The sequence below is a fragment of the Acidaminobacter sp. JC074 genome (assembly GCF_022496765.1).
Lineage (GTDB): Bacteria > Bacillota > Clostridia > Peptostreptococcales > Acidaminobacteraceae > JABXKX01.
Map to the genome: position 1 here is coordinate 110,547 of NZ_VANV01000004.1, position 21,025 is coordinate 131,571.

At 36.7% G+C, this 21,025-nt stretch carries 15 protein-coding genes; 13 read left to right on the top strand and 2 right to left on the bottom strand.

What is annotated here, in order from left to right:
• Positions 1-31 precede the first annotated feature (31 nt).
• From EZV73_RS05405 to EZV73_RS05450, 10 genes are all read left to right on the top strand, one after another.
• The gene (locus tag EZV73_RS05405) at positions 32-1,153 is read left to right on the top strand and encodes an aminotransferase class I/II-fold pyridoxal phosphate-dependent enzyme (RefSeq protein ID WP_240839059.1); all 1,122 of its coding nucleotides are present in this window, start codon (positions 32-34) and stop codon (positions 1,151-1,153) included.
• A gap of 1 nt (position 1,154) precedes the next feature.
• The gene (locus tag EZV73_RS05410; protein ID WP_240839061.1) at positions 1,155-2,123 is read left to right on the top strand and encodes an ornithine cyclodeaminase family protein; all 969 of its coding nucleotides are present in this window, start codon (positions 1,155-1,157) and stop codon (positions 2,121-2,123) included.
• A 12-nt stretch (positions 2,124-2,135) separates the two neighbouring features.
• Positions 2,136-2,990: a PhzF family phenazine biosynthesis protein gene (locus tag EZV73_RS05415; protein WP_240839063.1), complete on the top strand. Its 855-nt coding sequence runs from the start codon at positions 2,136-2,138 to the stop codon at positions 2,988-2,990.
• Between the two features lie 120 nt (positions 2,991-3,110).
• Positions 3,111-4,139, top strand: coding sequence for an S-layer homology domain-containing protein (locus EZV73_RS05420; protein ID WP_240839065.1), 1,029 nt, complete (start codon positions 3,111-3,113; stop codon positions 4,137-4,139).
• Between the two features lie 9 nt (positions 4,140-4,148).
• Positions 4,149-11,012 carry an IPT/TIG domain-containing protein gene (locus EZV73_RS05425; protein WP_240839068.1) on the top strand — a complete coding sequence of 2,288 codons (6,864 nt, stop codon included), beginning with the start codon at positions 4,149-4,151 and terminating at the stop codon, positions 11,010-11,012.
• An 82-nt stretch (positions 11,013-11,094) separates the two neighbouring features.
• Entirely contained in the window at positions 11,095-11,847 is a 753-nt protein-coding gene (locus tag EZV73_RS05430) for an IclR family transcriptional regulator (protein WP_240839070.1), read from the top strand.
• A gap of 101 nt (positions 11,848-11,948) precedes the next feature.
• Positions 11,949-12,575 (top strand): bifunctional 2-keto-4-hydroxyglutarate aldolase/2-keto-3-deoxy-6-phosphogluconate aldolase, encoded by a 627-nt coding sequence (locus tag EZV73_RS05435; RefSeq protein ID WP_240839071.1) that lies wholly within the window; start codon positions 11,949-11,951, stop codon positions 12,573-12,575.
• Positions 12,572-13,594, top strand: a complete 1,023-nt coding sequence (locus tag EZV73_RS05440) for a sugar kinase (protein ID WP_240839073.1) — start codon at positions 12,572-12,574, stop codon at positions 13,592-13,594. The genes EZV73_RS05435 and EZV73_RS05440 overlap by 4 nt, the downstream gene beginning before the upstream one ends.
• A gap of 49 nt (positions 13,595-13,643) precedes the next feature.
• Positions 13,644-14,249, top strand: coding sequence for a PHP domain-containing protein (locus tag EZV73_RS05445; protein WP_240839075.1), 606 nt, complete (start codon positions 13,644-13,646; stop codon positions 14,247-14,249).
• Positions 14,250-14,408: 159 nt separating this feature from the next.
• Positions 14,409-15,719 carry an ATP-binding protein gene (locus EZV73_RS05450; RefSeq protein WP_240839077.1) on the top strand — a complete coding sequence of 437 codons (1,311 nt, stop codon included), beginning with the start codon at positions 14,409-14,411 and terminating at the stop codon, positions 15,717-15,719.
• 13 nt (positions 15,720-15,732) lie between these two features.
• On the opposite strand, the gene EZV73_RS05455 is transcribed toward EZV73_RS05450, so the two are convergent.
• Positions 15,733-17,445 carry an amylo-alpha-1,6-glucosidase gene (locus EZV73_RS05455; RefSeq protein ID WP_240839079.1) on the bottom strand — a complete coding sequence of 571 codons (1,713 nt, stop codon included), beginning with the start codon at positions 17,443-17,445 and terminating at the stop codon, positions 15,733-15,735.
• Between the two features lie 104 nt (positions 17,446-17,549).
• Between EZV73_RS05455 and EZV73_RS05460 the strand changes: the two genes are divergently transcribed.
• Positions 17,550-18,386 (top strand): AraC family transcriptional regulator, encoded by an 837-nt coding sequence (locus tag EZV73_RS05460; RefSeq protein ID WP_240839081.1) that lies wholly within the window; start codon positions 17,550-17,552, stop codon positions 18,384-18,386.
• On the opposite strand, the gene EZV73_RS05465 is transcribed toward EZV73_RS05460, so the two are convergent.
• Positions 18,383-19,192, bottom strand: coding sequence for a glycoside hydrolase family 43 protein (locus tag EZV73_RS05465; protein WP_240839083.1), 810 nt, complete (start codon positions 19,190-19,192; stop codon positions 18,383-18,385). The two genes, EZV73_RS05460 and EZV73_RS05465, sit on opposite strands and share 4 nt — an antisense overlap.
• A gap of 207 nt (positions 19,193-19,399) precedes the next feature.
• Between EZV73_RS05465 and kduI the strand changes: the two genes are divergently transcribed.
• Together kduI and kduD are read left to right on the top strand one after the other, a co-directional pair.
• Positions 19,400-20,239 carry a 5-dehydro-4-deoxy-D-glucuronate isomerase gene (gene kduI / locus EZV73_RS05470; protein ID WP_240839085.1) on the top strand — a complete coding sequence of 280 codons (840 nt, stop codon included), beginning with the start codon at positions 19,400-19,402 and terminating at the stop codon, positions 20,237-20,239.
• 2 nt (positions 20,240-20,241) lie between these two features.
• Entirely contained in the window at positions 20,242-21,003 is a 762-nt protein-coding gene (kduD, locus tag EZV73_RS05475; protein WP_255812867.1) for a 2-dehydro-3-deoxy-D-gluconate 5-dehydrogenase KduD, read from the top strand.
• Positions 21,004-21,025: the final 22 nt, after the last annotated feature.

The following is a 21,025-nucleotide window of genomic DNA, read 5'->3' on the forward strand; positions in this document are numbered from 1 at the left end:
TTTTATTATACACAAGAAGGGAAGGTTTGTTATGAAGATTAATGATTTTAAATTAGAAGTATTTTTTGGAAAACATGAATTTACAGCACCTTATTTATTAACACAGTCGGATTGTGCGTCTATGTCTATAGATCAGGTGCTTGCTATGGAGCCTGGTTCTAAAGAAAAATTTATGACCGAATGGCTGGGTTACACTGAAGTCCCTGGAAATCCAGAGCTTAGAAAGATTATTGCAGGTCTTTACACGACAATGGAAACAGAAAATATCATCGTTCATGCAGGGGCGCAGGAGCCAATTTTTAACTGTATGAATGTGCTTTTAGATAAGGGTGATCATGTGATTACTCAGTTTCCGATTTATCAATCCTTGTTTGAAGTGGCCCATGCCATTGGGTGTGATGTTTCAAAATGGTCACTAGAGATGACTGAAAATGGTTGGTTTATGGACATAGATAAGTTGGAATCAATGATAAAAGATACTACCAAGTTGATTGTATTAAACAGTCCAAATAACCCAACGGGTTATACATTTACTGCTAAAGAGCTTAAGAGAATTGTAGAGCTTGCAAGAAAACATGATATCTATGTTTTTTGTGATGAAGTTTATAAGGGTGTAGAGCTAGATGGTATCAAACGTCCATGGCTAGCTGATTTATATGAAAAGGGTATTTCTTTAGGGGTTATGAGTAAGGCTTATGGTTTAGCAGGTTTAAGGATTGGCTGGCTTGCAACAAAAGATGAAGATTTGCTAGGTAAACTTATTAAGATGAAACATTATACCAGTATCTGTTCAAGTGGACCTTCTGAGTTCTTAGCAGGTGTTGCTCTAAAGCATTCTGATAAGCTGCTGGCAAGAAACACAAAGATTATTGAAGATAACTTAGTCATAGCAGAAGCATTCTTTGATAGATATCCTAAGCTGTTCAATTATACGAGACCAATGGCAGGTCCAATTGCCTTTATTGAAATGAAGATTGATATGCCTATTGCAGATTTTTGCGACAAACTTGTAGAAGAGGCAGGTGTTTTATTATTACCATCATCGATTTACGGCTTTGAAGGCCAGTATTTCAGAATGGGCTTTGGTCGTGATAACTTTGAGGAGAGTCTCAAGCACTTTGAGAATTATCTCATCGATAAGAAGTTGGTGTAAGATGAGTTTGATGCTTGGAAAATCTGATGTTGAGCATCTATTAACCATGAAAGATGCTTTAGAATCTGTAGAAGAAGCTTATAAGATATATGGAAAAAGAGCATTGGTTCAACCACCTATCGTGTCTATTGATGCGGAAATAGGTGAATTAGATATCAAATCATGCTATTCAAAAGAAACGGATTTGATCAGCATCAAGTCTGCCAGTGGCTTCTGGCGTAACAAAGACCTGGGACTGCCAAGTCTTTTGGCGACGGTGACCCTCCTAGATTCAAAGACAGGTTCCCCCCTGTGTATGATGGATGGTTCTTTAATCACAGGCTATAGGACAGGGGCCGCTGGAGGTTTATCTTGCAAGTATTTGGCCAGAAAAGATTCCAAGCTTGTCGGTATCATAGGAGCAGGCAATCAGGCAAGAATGCAATTGATGGCAATCAAGGAAGTTCTAGATATAGAACAAGTTAAAATATGGGCTTTATCACTTGATAGCATGATTTTATTTAAAAAGGAAATGGAAATACTGGGGGTCGAGGTCACAATTTGTGAAACGGCAAAAGAAGCATGTGATGTGGATATTCTCGTAACGACAACACCTAGCAAAGAGCCTATTGTAAAAAGTGACTGGGTTAAGCCAGGTACTCATATAGTTGCTGTAGGTGCGGATGCAGAAGGTAAACAAGAACTGGATCCTGACCTATATCTAAAAGCGAGGGCTTTCTGTGATTCAATCTCTCAAGTGACAGCTTTAGGCGAAACAAGAAATGCCATAGAAGCAGGTACACTAAATGTTTCAGACTTAAAGGAACTATCAGACTTGGTGCTTGAAGATAAATATGGCAGGACGACAAGAGAAGAAATCACTCTGTTTGATACCACTGGTATGGGCATACAAGATACATGTCTTGCGACTTTGTTGTATAATAAGGCTAAGAGTTTAAAGTTAGGTAAGGATTTTGATTTCTTAAGCTAATGGGGGAAAAAGATGAAACGTAAAATTTATCAAGTAGATGCATTTACAGATCAAGCATTTGGCGGCAATGCAGCAGGTGTTATGGTAAATGCTGAAGGATTAACAGAAAATCAAATGTTAATAATAGCAAGAGAGATGCAACTGTCAGAAACAGCATTTGTATTTCCTGGATCAAGTGATTATGACTTTGAAGTAAGATTTTTTACGCCAACTGAAGAAGTGGACTTATGTGGTCATGCTACCATTGCAACCTTTAGTCTTCTAAAAGAACTTGGTATGATAAAAAAAGACAAGCTGGTTCAAAAGACCAAGGCTGGCTTATTAGACATCGAGTTTATTGATGATAAGGTGGTCATGACACAAGCAGACCCGGTATGCGTGGATGTAAATATCGATCTAGATCATTTTGCATTCATCATGGGGATTGATAAAGATCTAATAGGTATTGACCTTATGAAAGGACCTGAAGTATGGTCAACAGGCCTAAAGGATATTATGTTGCCGGTAAAATCAAAAGAGGCTTTAAAGGATATTTCTCCCAATATGGGGAAATTGGCAAGTTTAAGTCATGAATTAGATGTTATAGGTGTTCATGCATTTACACTAGATGAAAAAGATGTATGGTGCAGAAATTTTGCGCCGGGATGTGGTATTAATGAAGAAGCTGCAACGGGTACATCTAACGGTGCTCTAGGGGCCTGCCTATATAACAAGGGTTTAAAAGAAAATGATGAACTGAGCTTTTATGCCTATCAAGGTTATTGGATGGAAAGTCCAAGTCAGATTTATGTTAAAGTCTCAGATAAGCGCGTATTGGTAGGCGGCAAAGCCGTTACTGTACTGGCGGGTGAAATTCTATTACCGTAGCAACCTTTTGAGGTTGCTTTTTTTCTTTATGAAAGTAACACAAGTGTAATGAAAGCCTAATGAAATTGATACTTTCATCCGATATAATATAAGTAGAGAAATACTGAAAGGATGAATAATATGAATAATTTTAAGCGCATCTTATCAATGACTTTAATAGTGGTCATTCTTTTTGGGATGCTTACAAGTGTTTTTGCATCACCTTCTGATTGGGCAGAACCTTTTGTAAAGGCTATGTTGTTAGAAGGGCTTGCCAGTGAGGAACTCCTGGATACAACAAAGATGCAACATCCCATTACAAGAGAGGAATTTGCAGAATTAACGGTTCGTTTATATGCAAAATCTAAAGGACAAAAAATAGAAGACTTAGTAGAATGGAACCCATTTGCAGACTCTAATAATAAGATGGTTGCAAAGGCCTTTAATTTAGGCATTGTTTCAGGAACGGGTTTTAACGATGAGGACCAGAGACTCTTTTCTCCAAGCAACTTAGTAACCCGCCAAGAGATTGCTGTTATGCTAGTAAAAGAACTAAAGCTTTTAGGTGTTAATACAACGTCTAAGGGTGAAATGGCATATTCTGACGAGCAGGCTGTAGCTGCTTGGGCTTATGATGCGGTTAATTTCGCTTCTGAAAATGGTATCTTATCAGGCGTTGGTAACAACCAGGTTGCACCAACTGCTAATGCTACTAGAGAACAAGCCCTAGTCTTGATTCATAAGATTGCATCAAAGTATGGTTGGGTTGAAAACAAGTACGTTGACGACCATTTTTCTAATGCCAACTCAAGTGAAATCTATGGCTTAAGAGTGCCAAATAATGATGCGTCAGAGCTGATTGTTTTTAAGACTGATACTGGTTTAAAATATGTTATTTCAAATATGGTATCAAGTTACAGACCAGATATCTTGTCTCAACAAGAGGATTTAATCAATATATTCTATCAGTCCGATGTGGTCAAGTATGATACTTTAAAAACTATGGTTGAACTCATTCAATCAGGTTACGATCCAACTGCAAAAAAATTCAATTCATCCAATACTGTTTATATAAATCTTTCAAATGGTTTTAAATCATCTACTGTACCAAGTGGATCATATTTTAAATATACTGTGGACGGCAATATTACTATTGAGTATGTCAAGTAGGAGGCAAGCATGAAAAGAAGAATATTATCATTATTTTTAGCTCTGGTTGTCTTTATGACATCAGGGGTCATACCCGCTCAAGCGACTGTCACCATAGGTGATGTTGTTGTTAACGAGATTATCTTCCGTAAGGTCCATAATGGTTATGAGATTTCTGGATCATTTGTTGAAATTTGGGGTGTGGAGTTAGATAAGGCAACCATCTTGTTTGAGGATTCCATCAATGGTTTTACCGACAACATGGGTGAACTCCAGACAGATACACCAGGTTTTAAGAAATACTACTTTGATAAAGATGAAACCATCAGTTTCGGTTCTAGATTAGCCGTTGATGGCGTACAGTTTGATTTAGCCTTAGATACATTTCCAAATTTCACGGATGCTGACAAGACCAGATACAACGTGGATGCTGGAGATGATATTGTCCTATCAGGTTCAAGCTTTGACTTGATTGATGGTGTAAACATCAAGGCATCTTACGGGACTCTAGAAAGAGAATACTTTGATTATGGTGATTTCGGTACCAACACACCAAATCAGATTACAGCTGATATACCACCAGTACCAAAGGGTGGTTTTGGTGACCAGTCATTAAGTATTGAGCAAGTTGTACCTGACGCAGGAGATGGTACATTTAAAAAAGAAATTATTTACGTTTATCATGATGTGTTTAGAATCGTTCAGGATTTAGGTGTTACAGATCCAGAACTCTTCCCTAACACAGGTGCCAAAGGTGATGAATTTTATATTACCGCAGATAACTTAAGTGATACAAGAAACTACCAAGTTTATTTTGTTACAGAAGTCGGACAGGCTTTTACTGAAATAAATGAGTCTGAATTTGTGTCTTTAGTTATCGACTTTGAAGGCGATACAGACAGGCTGACATTCAGAGTGCCAGATCATCCTGATTTTGAAGAGCTTGAGTATCAGTTGGTTTTAACAGATACGCAAAATGGTTCTATTATTGCTGAGCAGGTTTTACCAGATACCTTCTCGGTAGTTGATGCATCTTATCTACCGACTATTGAGGAAATCTATCCGACACAAGGTCCTCAAGAGGGTGCTGATGTTCAGATTGATGGTAGAAACCTAGCATCCATCAATGTACCGGACTTGTATGTAGATGAGGACTTAAAGACAATCACACAAGACATTGATGGTCTTCATATTACTTATGACAACGAGGACAATACAGATAACACACCACCGCACTATGCTCAATATAAAACAACCAACACAGATGGTGACAATGTACTGGTGGATGTAACCGTTCAAAAGGACATTGTAATCAAGATCGGTGGTAAGGTAACTTATCTTGAAGATGAAAGTGGCAACATCCGTTATGATCAAGGAACGGTTGACTCCTTATTTGTTCGAGCACCATCGGCTGATGATGCAGAAACAGATCCTTTTAAAGACGTCAATATTGAAATGGTTATCACCATAGAAACATATGGTCCTAATAAACCTGCCAATGTAAATGCATTTAAATATGTCTTTAGACAAAACGTTATTGCACAGGATGGCTTTAAGTTTATACCGAGTTCATTAACACCGGATATTACATCGGTTGTACCAGATACCATGCATGTGACAGGTAATCCAGGTGCTTATTACACCGGTGAAGATATGATGCTTATCATCGATGGTAGTAACTTCCTAGTTAATAGGTATACAGACGATTTAGGTAACACCTTTGTTAACAAGCCTATCATCTTAATTAAGACTGTAAACGATCAATCATTATCAAATTATGATATTAGAATTGACCCTAATGCTGAGAAGACGATAGGTGCAGATACTTACAAGGGGCTTATCTTTGATATGAGTGACGACATAGGCACACCTGATCCAACCAGTGGTGATAACTATGTAAAAAATGATGACAACCTACCTTATATTTTAGACTTAAAGGTAGTTGATAGTGAGGGCAATTTAGTTGCTGGTACAGCCAACAACGATGTCGGCACAAGGATCATCGCAAGATTGCCACGTAACTTAAACATCGACGTTGCTGACTATAAAAATGTCTTAGTTGTTAATCCAACTAGAAATTCACAAGACCCTGGTAAAAAGAAGATGCAAATCGAAGCCATTGAGTTTGTGGATACAAATGATATTCCAATCATTGAATCGGTTGTACCAAATGTTGTGACTGTTGAAGGTAATGAAGAAATTGTTATTACAGGTAACAACTTTCAAGAGGGTGCAAAAATATGGTTAGACGGTCGAGAAATCACTGGTTATTCAAGAGAAATTTCTCAATCGGGTGATAAGATCATCTTGAAGTTCACAGCACCATCTGGTCCTGCTGGACAAACTCAAATTGTTGTCCAGAACCCATCGGGCGGTGTTGCAACAGCAGATTTCTACTATGTAACAAGTTTTAATCAGGATCCAATTATTGATAGTTTTGTACCAGAAAAAGGTACTGCAGATACTTATGTGGTCATCAACGGTCAAAACTTTTTAAAAGAAGACCCGACAGCTGAGACCCTTACAGGTCTGGATTCATTAAGAATCATCGGTACAAGAGTTTACTTAGATGGACAGGATGTTAACGAGTACAATCTTGATATTGAAAACAATATCACTTTCGAAGATTATGAAGTGCCAAAACTACTACCATTTTTAAGTAAAGACGATACACAAAAGGAAGTAGATGTAACCCCGTTTAAAGATAACATCTATATCAAAGACGATTCCAATGTCTATTACTATTTAACAAACGATGGTGATGGAGACCCAGTTATTACAGATAATCTAGGTGTTTTATATACCTTTAAGTATGAGACGAATGTGGTCAATATTTATAAAGAAGGCACTGATGCAGCTATCGGTACGCTTGCAGCCAATTACACAGACAATTTTGTAGATGGTGACAAAGAAGGTACATCGACACTTACCATTGATGGCAAGGTCATTACCATTACCATGAACAACAATGTGGTCTTCAAGGGTTTTGAGTCCGGTGATGCTGAGGTACCTAGAGCAGCTGAATATGCTGAATCTGTTGTCTTTGTTGCAGATACAAATCCAGAAGAGTATTACCGTATGTTTGTTGACTTTGATAACACAATTAAGTTTATCAATGGTAAGGACAACAACTATACCTTCAACATTGAAGAGAGTGACATGGTCATGAGACTCAATGTAAGTGAAAAATATTATATTACAGATATTGTGGACACTGGTTTTTCACTTAGAAAAGAAAAAACAGATCCAAATCCTTTGATTACTTTTACAATGCAAACACCTTATAAAGAAGACGATGACAATCAAATTGTTGGTCATAGGGCTAAGGTGCTAAACAGTAATCAGATAGCCTTTAGAGTACCACAATTGAACTCTGGTAAGGGTTATAAAGATTTGAAGGTTATCAACCCTGATACAAAATATGATGAAAAAGTAGATGAAGAAGGTTTCTACTACATTGAACAACCTTCTTCTAGACCAAAGATTACTTCTATCACACCGGCTGAGGGTTCAGTAGATGGTGGCTATGCAGTTAAGATTTTTGGTAAAGACTTTGAAGATACTATGAGTGTTTACATTGATGGTGTCCCAGTGCCACCGACGGATATTGATGTAGCCTTAGATGGTAACTCAGTGACAATCGTTATGCCTAAGTGTACCAAGGACTTGGCTGGTGATTTTGACGTTTCCTTCTTAGATGTACCAGTTGTTGTTTTGAACAACGATGGTGGTACAGATTCTAGACCAAAAGGCTTTAAGTATATTATCCCTAAGTCATCACCACAGATTAATACCATGTTGCCAGTTAAAGGCACAACCAATGGTGGTACGATTGTGGAGCTGGTAGGTTATGAGTTCAGATTCTTTGAACCTTATGACAACTTAGTGGGTGGTCCAGAGTTTAATGTAGGTGACAAACTAATAGACTTATTTAAAGATGGTGAATGGAATGATTTATTAGATAATCCGCCAGCAGGTGCACTTACCAATCATCCATTTAATCCAGAACATCCATATTATGAAGAATATTTGACTTCACCAATTTTACCGACTGTATACTTTGGTGATGTACCAGGTAAGATTGTTGAGTTTGCCTCAGGTTATATAAAGGTAATCTCACCAGAACATGAACCAGGTGCTGTGGATGTCTATGTTGTTAATAATGATTCTGGTGTTTCAAATAAGCTCACATATACCTTTGAATCATCGACACCTGTAATAGACAACATCAACCCGAACCATGGTAAAAAACTTGGTCAAGAACTTAGAGATTTCTATGGTTCAGGATTCTACCAAGGCGTTTATTCTGGTTATCGTGATAATGATGATACAGGTCCACAAGAACTTGATAATTTTGATGCTAGTATTCGATTTGGAGAAATCACCAACAGAGACATTCCTAGAGGTGAAGTCAATTCAGGTCTGATCAATGCAGAGAGAACAACCGTTGAACTTGATGGCGATTTACGTCTTGAATACCACGGTGGTGACGATACTTTAACCGTATCGGTAACAGAAGATGGTAAGATCTACAGAAGGGTATTCAATGGTTATGAAGATACTGTTGTTTATCTGCCAATGGAGATGTTAAGACAGCTAGATGGTGCCAATCAACCGACAGGTGATTTCTATCATCCGATAGAGACTAAGGCAGAGGTTCACGATGGTTCAACTTATGAAGACATGGTATTTGAATACATCAAGGTAGAGATAGATGATAAACGTGTATTTGTTGATAGGGGTTATGCACCGAAAACAGAATACGACTCTTCCAATCATTTGATTGTAACAACACCGTCGTATTATACCATTGGTTCAGTACCAGTCCTTTTAACAAATCCAGACTTTGGTACAGCAACTTCAACATTCCAATACACTTATCCGGCTTCTGAACCAAAAATTTACTATGTTGGTCCGAGAGATAATTCACCTGATGGTACGTCGTATTATACCAAGCGTACTGTACTGGGTGGTACTCAAATAGAAGTTTTAGGTATAGATTTTAGAGAAAACATAAAAGCATTTATTGGTGAAAACGAGGCCAATATAGCAGAAAAATCAGTGGTTGTAAAATCAGTAGATGGTGAGGATACTACCCTAGATATCTTGATTGTCGATGTACCAGCAGGGCAACTAAATCAGGTTGGTTTAGAACTGCCTGTGATAGTTACCAATACAGATTATGGTGTGGCCAACTCGTCCAATCCAATTGATATATACGGTAATGATAAAAAACCAATGTTCTTTGTATATCAACAGCCTTTATCAGGTCCAGTGATTGAATCGATTTCACCAGAAGAAACCTCTCAATATGGTGGTCATATCATCACCTTAACGGGTACGGACTTCAGAGAGGGTGCGACAGTAACCATTGGTTCAAAAGGTGGTGTGCCGATTGCCAATACAACCGTATCGGAAAGAGGCTCAAAGTTAACATTTGTAACACCTCAAGGAACATTAATTCCTGGTGAAAAGACCATTCAGGTACAAAACATCGACTATGGTGCTTCTGATTTGAACACAAAGATTACAATTGTATCTTATCCAACAGTTGAAGATTTCTTTGAGTTTGAAGATGAAACGACTGTTAAATGGGTTTCTGTAGAGGGTGGTCAAAGAATTAAGGTGACTGGTACAGAATTCTATGATGGCGCCAAGGTTGTCTTTGGGGGTACTAGAAGCTTACACACAGATGAATCGACTGGTGAAAAAGGTCTTTTCAGAGACGATAAATACTATGATTTGGCAGATGGCTATTTAGGAACAGATGTAGAAGTTATCTCAGATACGGAACTTTGGGTAACAACACCAGAGATTCCACTTGAAGATCCTTATACAGTGACTGTCATCAACAGCGATGGCGGTATATCTGATGGTGAGTCAGAAATTCTTTACAGTGTGCCTGTACCAAGTGATCCTGTAGGACTTAAGCTAGAGTTGATTGACAATAGATACATTAGAATTTCAGACTATACTGCTAGTGGTCATAACTACTATGAGATTTACTACTATTTAGGCAGTAAGTCGACATCACAAATTAAGTCGAATGATTATTTGGATATGTCATACCTAGGATCTACAGATTTAGAACCTTACCGTTTGCCATCTATTCAAGGTATTGAAACCATGGATTCTGATGAACGATTGATCATCGGTTTGAAGGCAGTTAACTACTTTGGTACTTCAGACTGGTCAAACCTAGAGTTCTTGAGTTATAAGGACTTAGATGAAGTTGAAGAATTGGGTGATCCTGATTTAGATGGAGACTTGGGTGTGCCGGCAGATAAGGACTTTATTTCAGAAGTTGTTGGTGCTGATGTGGTAACGACCTTGAATGAGAATTCAGACTTATCTTATATCTACATTGATTTATCGACACCAAACTATGATGGCATGAAAAAACGTATCATCAATGTACCGGGTAAGATGATCAAAACAAGTAACTCGCTTGTAAGAGTAGATTATGATGGTTTAGATGTTCAGTTTACACCTGTAGCACTGAATACCAAGGAGTTCCAAGCACTTTATCTGACTCAAAATGCATATGGCCGAATTGAATCGACTGACATAGAAGATGCTTACTCAGGTTACATGCTGAATCAAGTGCCTAGAGGTTATAAGGCAGTTTCTAAAGTTGTGACTATTGGCTTTGATGCTAGAAACAATGATGAAATAAGTGTGGTTGATGAACTGACAGGCACCATTGATATTGTAATGGAATATGATCCGTTAATTTTATCAGGTTATCCTGAAACATCTGTTGAGATGTATCATTTCAACAAATCAACCAACACATGGACAAAGCTGAGTGATTATCTAGATACTTCAAATAATTTGGTATCTACACGAACCAAATTACCGGGTGCTTATGTATTATTGGTTAAAAGATTTTAAGATATCCGCCTCAATTGAGGCGGATTTGCTTATTTTATCATCTTCACCTATAATAGAAAAAAACGAAATGAGGTTTTAGATTATGAAACAAGAAGTGGTTCAATCAGTCGACAGAGCTTTGTCGATTCTAGAAGCCATAGGTGAAGGTAAAAACAACCTATTGGAGATATCAAAATATCTCGGGCTTAATAAATCTACAGTGCATCGATTGTTACATACATTGATATATAAAGGTTATGTGGTTCAAAAGGATGATTCTAAATACCATCTTTCATCCATGCTTCTCAACTTAAGTCAGAAGGTTGTAAAGGATTTAGACATCATTGAAATTTCAAAACCTTATTTGAGAGAACTCAATGATTTAAGTGAAGAAGTTGTTCACTTGGTCATGTTTGAAAGGGATGAAGCGGTTTATATTGATAAGATGGAAGCCAAGTCAAACATCCGTATGTATTCTTATATTGGAAAGCGTATCCCCCTGTATTCATCGGCAGTTGGTAAGGCCTATTTGGCATTTTCTGACCACGACTCTAGACAAAGATACCTAGAGACGATAGATCACATCGAGCCATTTACAGATTTTACACTAAGCAAGGAAGGTTTGGTAAGTGAGTTAGGTGATATCTCTAAAAGAGGTTATGCTATTGATATGGAGGAAAATGAACTCGGTGTTATATGTGTGGCTGCACCTATCTATGATCACAGAGGTCAAATCTTATATGCCATTAGTGTGTCAACACCTAAATTCAGGTTAGATGATGACAAATTAAAAGCTTATGGACAAGCTGTTGTCCAGGCGACAAATAAAATTTCACAAGTATTAGGTTATCTATAAAAGAATCTTCGGATTCTTTTTCTTGCTTTTTGAAACAGAGTTTACTATAATGAAACTATAAATAACGAAACTGAGTTTCATAATATGAAACAGGAGGTAATATGAGAAAGTTTGAAGTATTGTCTGCCATAGAGCAAGTTGGTGTAGTTGCTGTTGTTCGTGCAGAAAATGAAGAGAGAGCTATTGAAATATCAAAAGCTTGTATTGCAGGAGGTATTCCTGCTATTGAGGTAACTTATACAGTGCCAGGTGCAACAGAAGTTATCAAGACCCTAACGGAAACATTTGGTCAAGAGTTAATCATTGGTGCGGGTACGGTTTTGGATAGTGAAACTGCAAGAATCGCAATTTTAGCAGGCGCTAAGTACATCGTATCACCAGCATTTGATGCTGATACTGCAAAATTATGCAACAGATACCAGGTGCCTTATATGCCAGGTTGCATGACACTAACAGAAATGATTACAGCTATGGAAGCTGGCGCAGATATTATCAAAGTATTCCCTGGTTCTGCATTTGGACCAAGTTTCATTAAAGCGATTAAGGGACCACTTCCGCAGGCTGTTTTGATGCCGACAGGTGGTGTAAATATTGATAATGTAGGAGAATGGATTAAAAACGGCTGTGTAGCAGTTGGTGTTGGTGGCGGTTTGACAAAAGGTACACCAGAAGAAATTACTGAAGTTGCAAAAGCATTTGTTAAGAAGATCAAGGAGGCAAGATCATGAAAAAGGTTGTAACAATGGGCGAAATTATGTTGAGACTTTCAACGCCAGGTTATTCTAGATTTACTCAAACTGATTCGTTTGATGTGGTTTATGGTGGTGGTGAAGCCAATGTTGCAGTATCATTAGCCAATTATGGTTTTGAACCTTACTTTGTTTCAAAGCTTCCAAAGAATCCAATTGGTGATGCAGCTGTAAACAGCTTAAGAAGATTTGGTGTAAATACAGATTATATCACAAGAGGTGGCGATAGAGTTGGTATTTACTTCTTAGAAACAGGTGCGTCAATGAGACCTTCTAAGGTGGTTTATGATAGAGCAGGTTCAGCAATTGCTGAAGCGACGGCTGAAGACTTTGACTTTGATACTATCTTCGAAGGCGCTGAGTGGTTCCATTTTTCAGGTATCACACCAGCACTTTCTAAAGAAGCGGCAGACTTAACAGAAAAAGCTTTAATTGCTGCTAAAAAGCACGGTGTTACAGTTAGTGTAGATTTAAACTACAGAAAAAAATTATGGACAGAAGCTGAAGCAAAGGCATGTATGACTAAGCTTATGCAATATGTGGATGTATGTATTGGTAATGAAGAAGATGCTGAAAAAGTTCTAGGCTTCAAACCAGGCCAAACAGATGTTACGACAGGCGAATTAGAACTAGATGGTTACAAGTCTATCTTCAAGCAAATGAAAGAAGCCTTTGACTTTAAATATGTTGTTTCGACCCTTAGAGAATCCCATTCAGCTTCTGACAATGGTTGGTCAGCACTTATTTATGACGGTAATGAGTATTACCATTCTAAGCACTACGATGTAAGAATTGTCGATCGAGTAGGTGGCGGTGATTCATTTGCAGGTGGTTTGATTTATGGTATACTAGAGAAAGATAATTTCAAAGATGCATTAGAGTTTGCAGTTGCTGCTTCTGCTCTAAAGCATACAATTCCAGGAGACTATAACATGGTTTCTGTTGAAGAAGTAGAAGCCCTAGCTGGTGGCGATGCTTCTGGTAGAGTACAAAGATAGTTAAAAGCCAATCATCGTATTGGCTTTCTTTTGTATTAAGGAGGATAATGTGAAAATCGATTTGCACGTACACAGTAAAGAATATTCAGCTTGTTCCAGTCAAAGTATATATGAACAGGTTCAAGCTGGCATTGATAAGGGGCTAGATGGCTTGGTATTTACCAATCACCATAAGTTTTTAGATAAAGAACTTATTGAGGCCCTTAATGAATCTTATGCTCCTTTTAAAGTTTTTAATGGTATAGAAATCACTGTATCCACACCGAGAGGTTCTGAAGATATTTTAGTTATCGGCCTTCATGATAAAAGACTTGAAAGTTCAGAGTGGATTTATGAAGACCTCCATGAGTTTGTGACAGAGTCAGGTGGCTTTATAGGTCTTGCACATCCTTATAGGTTTCAAGATTACATTGCAGTAGACGTTGAAAATTTCAAACCTCATGCCATTGAAGTATCTTCAAGTAACTTAAAGGACGAAGATATTGATAAGCGCATAAGTTTGGCAAATAAATTATCATGTCATATAATGAGCAACTCTGATGGTCATCATAATGGTGCAATAGGCTCATATTTCAATATCTTTTTAGATCCAATTGCTAATGAAAAAGACTTGGTCCAAGCTTTAATAGGTGGTAGATTTATGATAAAAGAATAGTATTCTCTATATAATAAAAGTAATATATTATTCGTATGATAAAAGTTAAAATAATTTACTTTATTCATATGTAAAAAGTCAAATATACATATATTATTCCTATGAATAAAGTTGAAGTTTGCTCTGTGTAATGATAAAATGTTGGTGAGGAGTGGTACAATGAAAAGAAGATTAACTGCTGATTTACTGAAGTGGAAGCAAGAAAGCGCTAGAAAACCTTTGATGGTTATTGGCGCAAGGCAAGTTGGCAAGACATACAGCATTAATGAGTTTTGCACAGAACAATACCAGGAGTATATATATTTAAATCTCGATAAAGACAAGGATATAGTACAAATATTTGAAGAGTCTATTGATCCTGATGAAATAATAAGGAATTTGGGGTTATATAGAGGAAAAGCTATAGATGCAAGCAATACGATAATATTTATTGATGAAGTTCAAGTTTCAGAAAGAGCCATAACATCTTTAAAATATTTTGCTGAACATAAGTTGGATTATAAAATAATTGTAGCTGGATCTCTATTAGGTGTGGCTTTAAATAGGTTTAAGAGTTCTTATCCAGTTGGTAAAGTAGAGCGTTTGTATATGTATCCTATGGATTTCGAAGAGTTTCTATGGGCAATTGATGAGAAAATGCTGTCTGATGAAATTAAAAAACATTTTACTTTGGATCAGAAGATATTTAATGTGATACACGAAAAACTCTTAAAGTTATACAAAGATTTTTTGTATGTTGGTGGCATGCCAGAGTCAGTATTATCATATAAAGAAGCTAAAGGTGACTTGAATCACTATAACAGCAAGATAAAGAAAACCATCATTGAGGATTACATAGCTGATATGAGTAAATACACAACAAATGCGGAATCTATTAAGGTGAATCAAGTTTATCAATCGATTCCTATTCAGCTAGGCAGTGATAATCATAGGTTTAACTATAAGCTGGTATCTGATAAAGGCAAGAAAGCTTATTTTGGTACTGCTATTGAGTGGTTGATACAAAGCAAACTTGTTCACAAAGTTACTTTAATTGAAACACCTAAAATACCCTTAAAGGCCTATCATAAAGAAAATATGTTCAAAGTTTATATGAATGATGTTGGTCTGTTGATGGAGCTAGCCGATATGACACCATTAGATATAAATGCATCAGGTTCAAAGCTATACTCAGGTATGATAACGGAAAATTATGTTGCTCAAATGCTAGCAAAGAATTTTAGTCTGTATTACTGGCGCTCTGGAAACACTGCTGAAATTGACTTTTTAATCAATGTAGGAGGTCATATAATTCCAGTAGAAGTCAAAGCATCAACGAACACAAAATCTAAGGCTTTGAAGGTATACATTGAAAAGTATAATCCTAATTATGCAATTAAAATATCAGCAAAAAACTTTGGATTTAGTAATGGAATAAAATCAGTGCCACTGTATGCAGTACATTTATTAGGGCATTTAAAAAAGCATTGAGAAATCAATGCTTTTAAAATTCCAGTTTAAGTACAGGATAGAGTGAGTTAGTCCAACCGTAGTCTCTGATAGACTGATATCTGACTCTAAAATCGTAAGGTTCATGGACAATCCCTTTTCTATTGAGTTTACTTGGTGACTTTTGATTAGATGAATCATAGAATTCATAAAGTGTCCCATCTTTTTCATACCATTCTTCAATCATATCGGTGGTTTTCTTAGTGATTTCTTCTGCTAGATCGGTATAACCATAGTCTTTTAAACCTAAAATAATCAAGTAGGTGTAATTAACCCAGACAGGACCACGCCACATATCAGATCCAAAAGTAGCATCGTCTTTAGAAATACTTGGTATAGGATAGTTTGTGTTAAATGAGTTTTCATCTAATAAATGGTCTACAAGTCTTTTTGCCTGCTCTTCATTACATACACCTGCATAAAGGGGTAAGAATGACGATATAGCCTTTATCTTTTGAAGTTCATTTCTTGTGCGTTCAAAGTCGTAGTAAAAACCATCTTCTTCATCCCATAAAAGGTCGTTAATCGCCGATTTGATTTTATGATGGATGTCTCTCCAGTAATAAACATCATCCTTTAAACCAAGTTCATAGGCAAGTTCTGACATCAAGTGAGCTTCCTTGGCCATAAAGCAAGAAAAATCAATACTCTCTAGGATTTCCACATCATCAAATCTTGGTGAATTATCCATACCACATTCATCGCATTTACAAAGTACATTTCTAGATATTTGCCATTCGAATAAGAAGTCACCATTATGATCTCTATTTTTCATAACCCATTCCAAATAAGCTTTAACCTTTGGATAAAAGTCTCTGACCTTATCTATATTTTTGGTATGTTTATATAATGAAGCAATACCAAAGGCAAAGACAGGTGGCTGAGTAATATCTGAATTTTTAAATGGTGTCGCCATATGTGGTATAAAGCCATTTTTGTCTTGAGTATCAAGCATGGCTTGAATGGAATCCCATGCCAAGTCCTCAGAAATATACTTGTTGCCAAGTGAATGAAAAACTGAGTCCCATAACCATATGTTTTTATGAGGTACCCTATCCGGTGTTGTAGACCTAACCGTGAACTGACCCTCTGGTGAATAGATTTGAGATTTCATAACTGAGAAGCACTTATTGAGGACCTCTTTTTCCTTTGAATCAAACTTAGAAAAGTCAGGAAGACTTTTAAAGTAAGCATATTTGTCAGAAATAAGAGCTTGAAAATCAAATGTAAGTGCTTTTTCGACTTGATCATGTGCATCTTGTAGATGTCTCTTGCTGATGCATAGTGCAAATGTGACATAGTTCTTGTGGAAGACTTTTTTTAGACAAATATGATCATCATGTGTATTGATTGTTTGCATATCATGCGTTTGACTTGGAAATATCCCAGCTTCAGAAAAGATGTAAGGGACATTATCTTTATGGGCGCGACCTAATAAGGTGTTTTCATTTACCATCATAATCTCAAGTAAGGACTCTTTTTCCTGTAGGATGTTTGCCAGTATCATATCTGATGAAACAAGTTTGTATGAAACATTTCTTACTTTCTTCATAGAAAATCTTAACTTGATCCTATCCTCAGTGTTAAAATCAATGCCAATGGCATCAGCAGCAAGCATACCAACTATGCTTTTTGAGTAAGTGTTTACATCATTTAGGCCAGAATATGCAAAGATGCAACCTGGACTCCATTTCTTAGGTAGATTCATTTTTCTCTCCTTTATTATTTGATATTTGTATTATACTGCTGTAAAATATCTTAAAACAGGTAGTATTCTGCTATAAATTTATATTATTCTGCTTAGGAGCTGTCATGAAAGAAAAATTTGAATACAATTTACCCATTAGAATGACTGTTCAAAGTCATCATAAAATATTGGTTGTCTATCACTGGCACAAGAATTTCGAGTTTATAAAAGTACTTTCTGGTAAGGTACTTGTTCGACTAGACGGTCATAATTTTATTGGTCATAAAAATGATATTATTTTTGTACCATGTAAGAAATTACATGGCATTGAAAGCTTAGATGATGATGCAGCTATACTAGGTATAGTGGTTGAAAGAAAATACATATCCAGTCTTTTAGAAGCTTATGAAACTAAAAGGCAAGTTGATTATTTACTAGATAATAAACAGGTAGATCATGTTTATGATATGAACCATGAACTTTGGCATAAGGTTAATCAGTCTGTTGAAAATATGTATAAAATCTACATGGAGAAAGACTTACTTTATGAACTGGCCTTAAAAGAGCAGCTCTTTAAGGTTATGAGAGAAATATTTTTATATCATCACAAGAGTCTGTCTGTTGATCGTTTATCAGGTGAGGAACTGCTTTTAATAGAACCTGCAATCAATTACATGATGCTTCATTATCAGGAGAAAATTACAGTGGAGAACTTAAGCCAAGCAGTCAACATGTCCTCTTCGCATTTCTCTCGCTTATTCAAGAAGGTAACAGATCAAACCCCCATGAATTATCTTTTGGACATTCGCATGAAAGAAGCCATGAAGCTTTTAAGAGACAGCCATGAAAGTATTACAAGTGTTGCCTTTGATTGTGGCTTTAAATCTATTGGTTACTTTACAAAAACATTTACTGCTTATGTAGGTGTGCCACCTAGAGCATACAGAAAACAGGTCACTTAGACCTGTTTTAATATATCCTTTATTTTGATGACGGATCCATGTCTTGCATCCTTTGGTATGTCAAACTTTGTAAATTCCTCCCATGAATTATTGAGTTCTGCTCCACCATAAAAAGGTTCAGAAAAGTAGTCATAAAGCATAAGAAGCTTGTCTTCTACTTGATAAACCGTTGGACCTTCTACCAGTTCAGAAAGAAACATATCACTAATACTATTAAAGGGACCTAAAGCAGAATGTGATTTAGCAGTTCTGAGTCTCTTATAATCAGTGCCTTTTTTATTTTCGCCTCTTTCGTCTTTAAATGTCATCAAGTACTCATCATTGTGATAGATTATATTGGCATCGATCACATTGTATCCTGGATCAAATAGAATAAAAGGATCAGAGAAACTTTTGAAGTCAGGTGTTTTGACTGCCCATATTCTGTGGCCATTTTCCTTTTTACCGACAGTAGATGACCAAAAGATGACATAGACTTTAGTCTTATGGTCATAGATACATTCTGGAGCCCACGCATTTCGTGTGTTTTCAACACTTCCCATAACATCTATAAGTTCCTGATCAGACCAATGAATCAAGTCCCAAGAGGTGGCATGAACGATTTTTGTAGATGCCCAGCTGTCTGTAAACAATAAATGATAAAGTCCTCCTTGGTCTTGAAAAATAAAGGGATCTCTTACACTTTTATTGCCGACATGACATTCTAAAATGGCTTCTTCACTATAGGGTTTGAACTTGTAACCGTCTTCACTAATAGCATAAAATAATGCTTCTTTTTCTGTTTTAAAATATGAAAATAAATACATAGTACCTCCGAAAAAAGCATAATCAATTAGGATAACTTTGTCTAGAAACTAGTTTTAAATAGTCGGATTATGCAAATGATAATAGCATTGTGCAAACAATCGTTACAAGATATGCACACTTATTTATCTAAACTCACAAAATCCGGTAAGAATTTGTTCATCAAACGTTTTATTATGAAAGTAGTAAAAAAGAATAGGAGAGTACAAATGATTATTAGAGAACCATCAAATTCGAAAGACGCAAAGCATTATACAACAGAGAGACTCCGAGATGAATTTCTGATTCAAGACCTGTTTATACCTGGAAAGATTAAGCGTGTTTACAGTCACATTGACAGAATTATTACCATGGGTTATTGTCCGCTTGAAAAACAGGAGTTAGGTGAAGAACTTGATATCATGGCAAATTTAGGCACTGATTACTTCCTTGAAAGACGTGAGTTAGGTGTTATCAATGTTGGTGGAAAAGGCATGATTACCGTTGACGGTAAGACATATACCATGAATCCAGAAGATGGTTTGTACGTGGGACAAGGCGCTAAAGAAGTCTACTTTGAGAGTGCTGATCAAAATGACCCGGCCAAGTTTTATACATTAAGTGCACCTGCACATTGTCATTATGATGACAAACACATAGATATTACAAAGGCAAAGCAGGTACCTTTAGGCGATCCTAGTCTTGCCAATCAAAGAACGATTTATCAATTTTTACATCCAGAAGTACTAGAAACATGCCAGTTGAGCATGGGACTGACTAAGATGAATGAAGGTAATGTATGGAATACAATGCCATGTCATACCCATGAAAGAAGAATGGAAGTTTATTTTTATTACAACCTTTCTGAAAATGATCTCGTTTTTCATATGATGGGTCAACCAAATGAAACCAGACACATTATTATGAGAAATGAAGAAGCGGTTATTTCGCCATCATGGTCTATCCATTCTGGTTGCGGCAATAAAGCTTATAATTTTATTTGGGGTATGGTAGGCGAGAACAAGACGTTTAATGATATGGATCATATCGATATGAAAGATTTGAGGTAATTATGTTAAATAAATTTTCTTTAGAGGGTAAAGTTGCCATTGTAACTGGCTCGAGCAGAGGTCTTGGTCAAGGAATGGCTAAAGGACTTGCAGAGGCAGGTGCTCATATTGTTGGTGTCGATTATACAAATCAATCGGATGAAACAAAAGAAATCATTGAAGGATTAGGGAGAAAGTATCTTCATATTCAAGCAGACCTTATGTCTATTGACAAGCTGGATTTTATCGTTGAAGAATCAGTAAAGACATTTGGCCATATTGATATCTTAGTTAACAATGCTGGTATCATCAGAAGAGAAGATGCTATCAATTTTACGGAAAAAGACTGGGATGATGTTATGGACATCAACGTCAAAACAGTTTTCTTCTTTTCACAAGCTGTTGCAAAGCAGTTTATGAAGCAGGGTACAGGAGGTAATATTGTCAACATCGCATCTATGCTTTCTTTCCAAGGTGGTATTAGAGTACCATCTTATACTGCAAGTAAGTCGGGTGTAATGGGCATTACAAGACTTATGGCCAATGAATGGGCGAAAGATAATATCAATGTCAATGCCATTGCACCAGGTTATATGGCAACAGATAATACCACTGCACTTAGAGCAGATGAAAAGAGAAATGCTGAGATATTAGGTAGAATACCTGCAGCAAGATGGGGTGATCCAGAAGACTTGTCAGGACCTGTAGTATTTTTAGCATCAGATGCAGCAAGCTATGTGAATGGTTATACATTAGCCGTAGATGGTGGGTGGTTAGCGAGATAGTTGATGAAGTCAATTCCAAGTG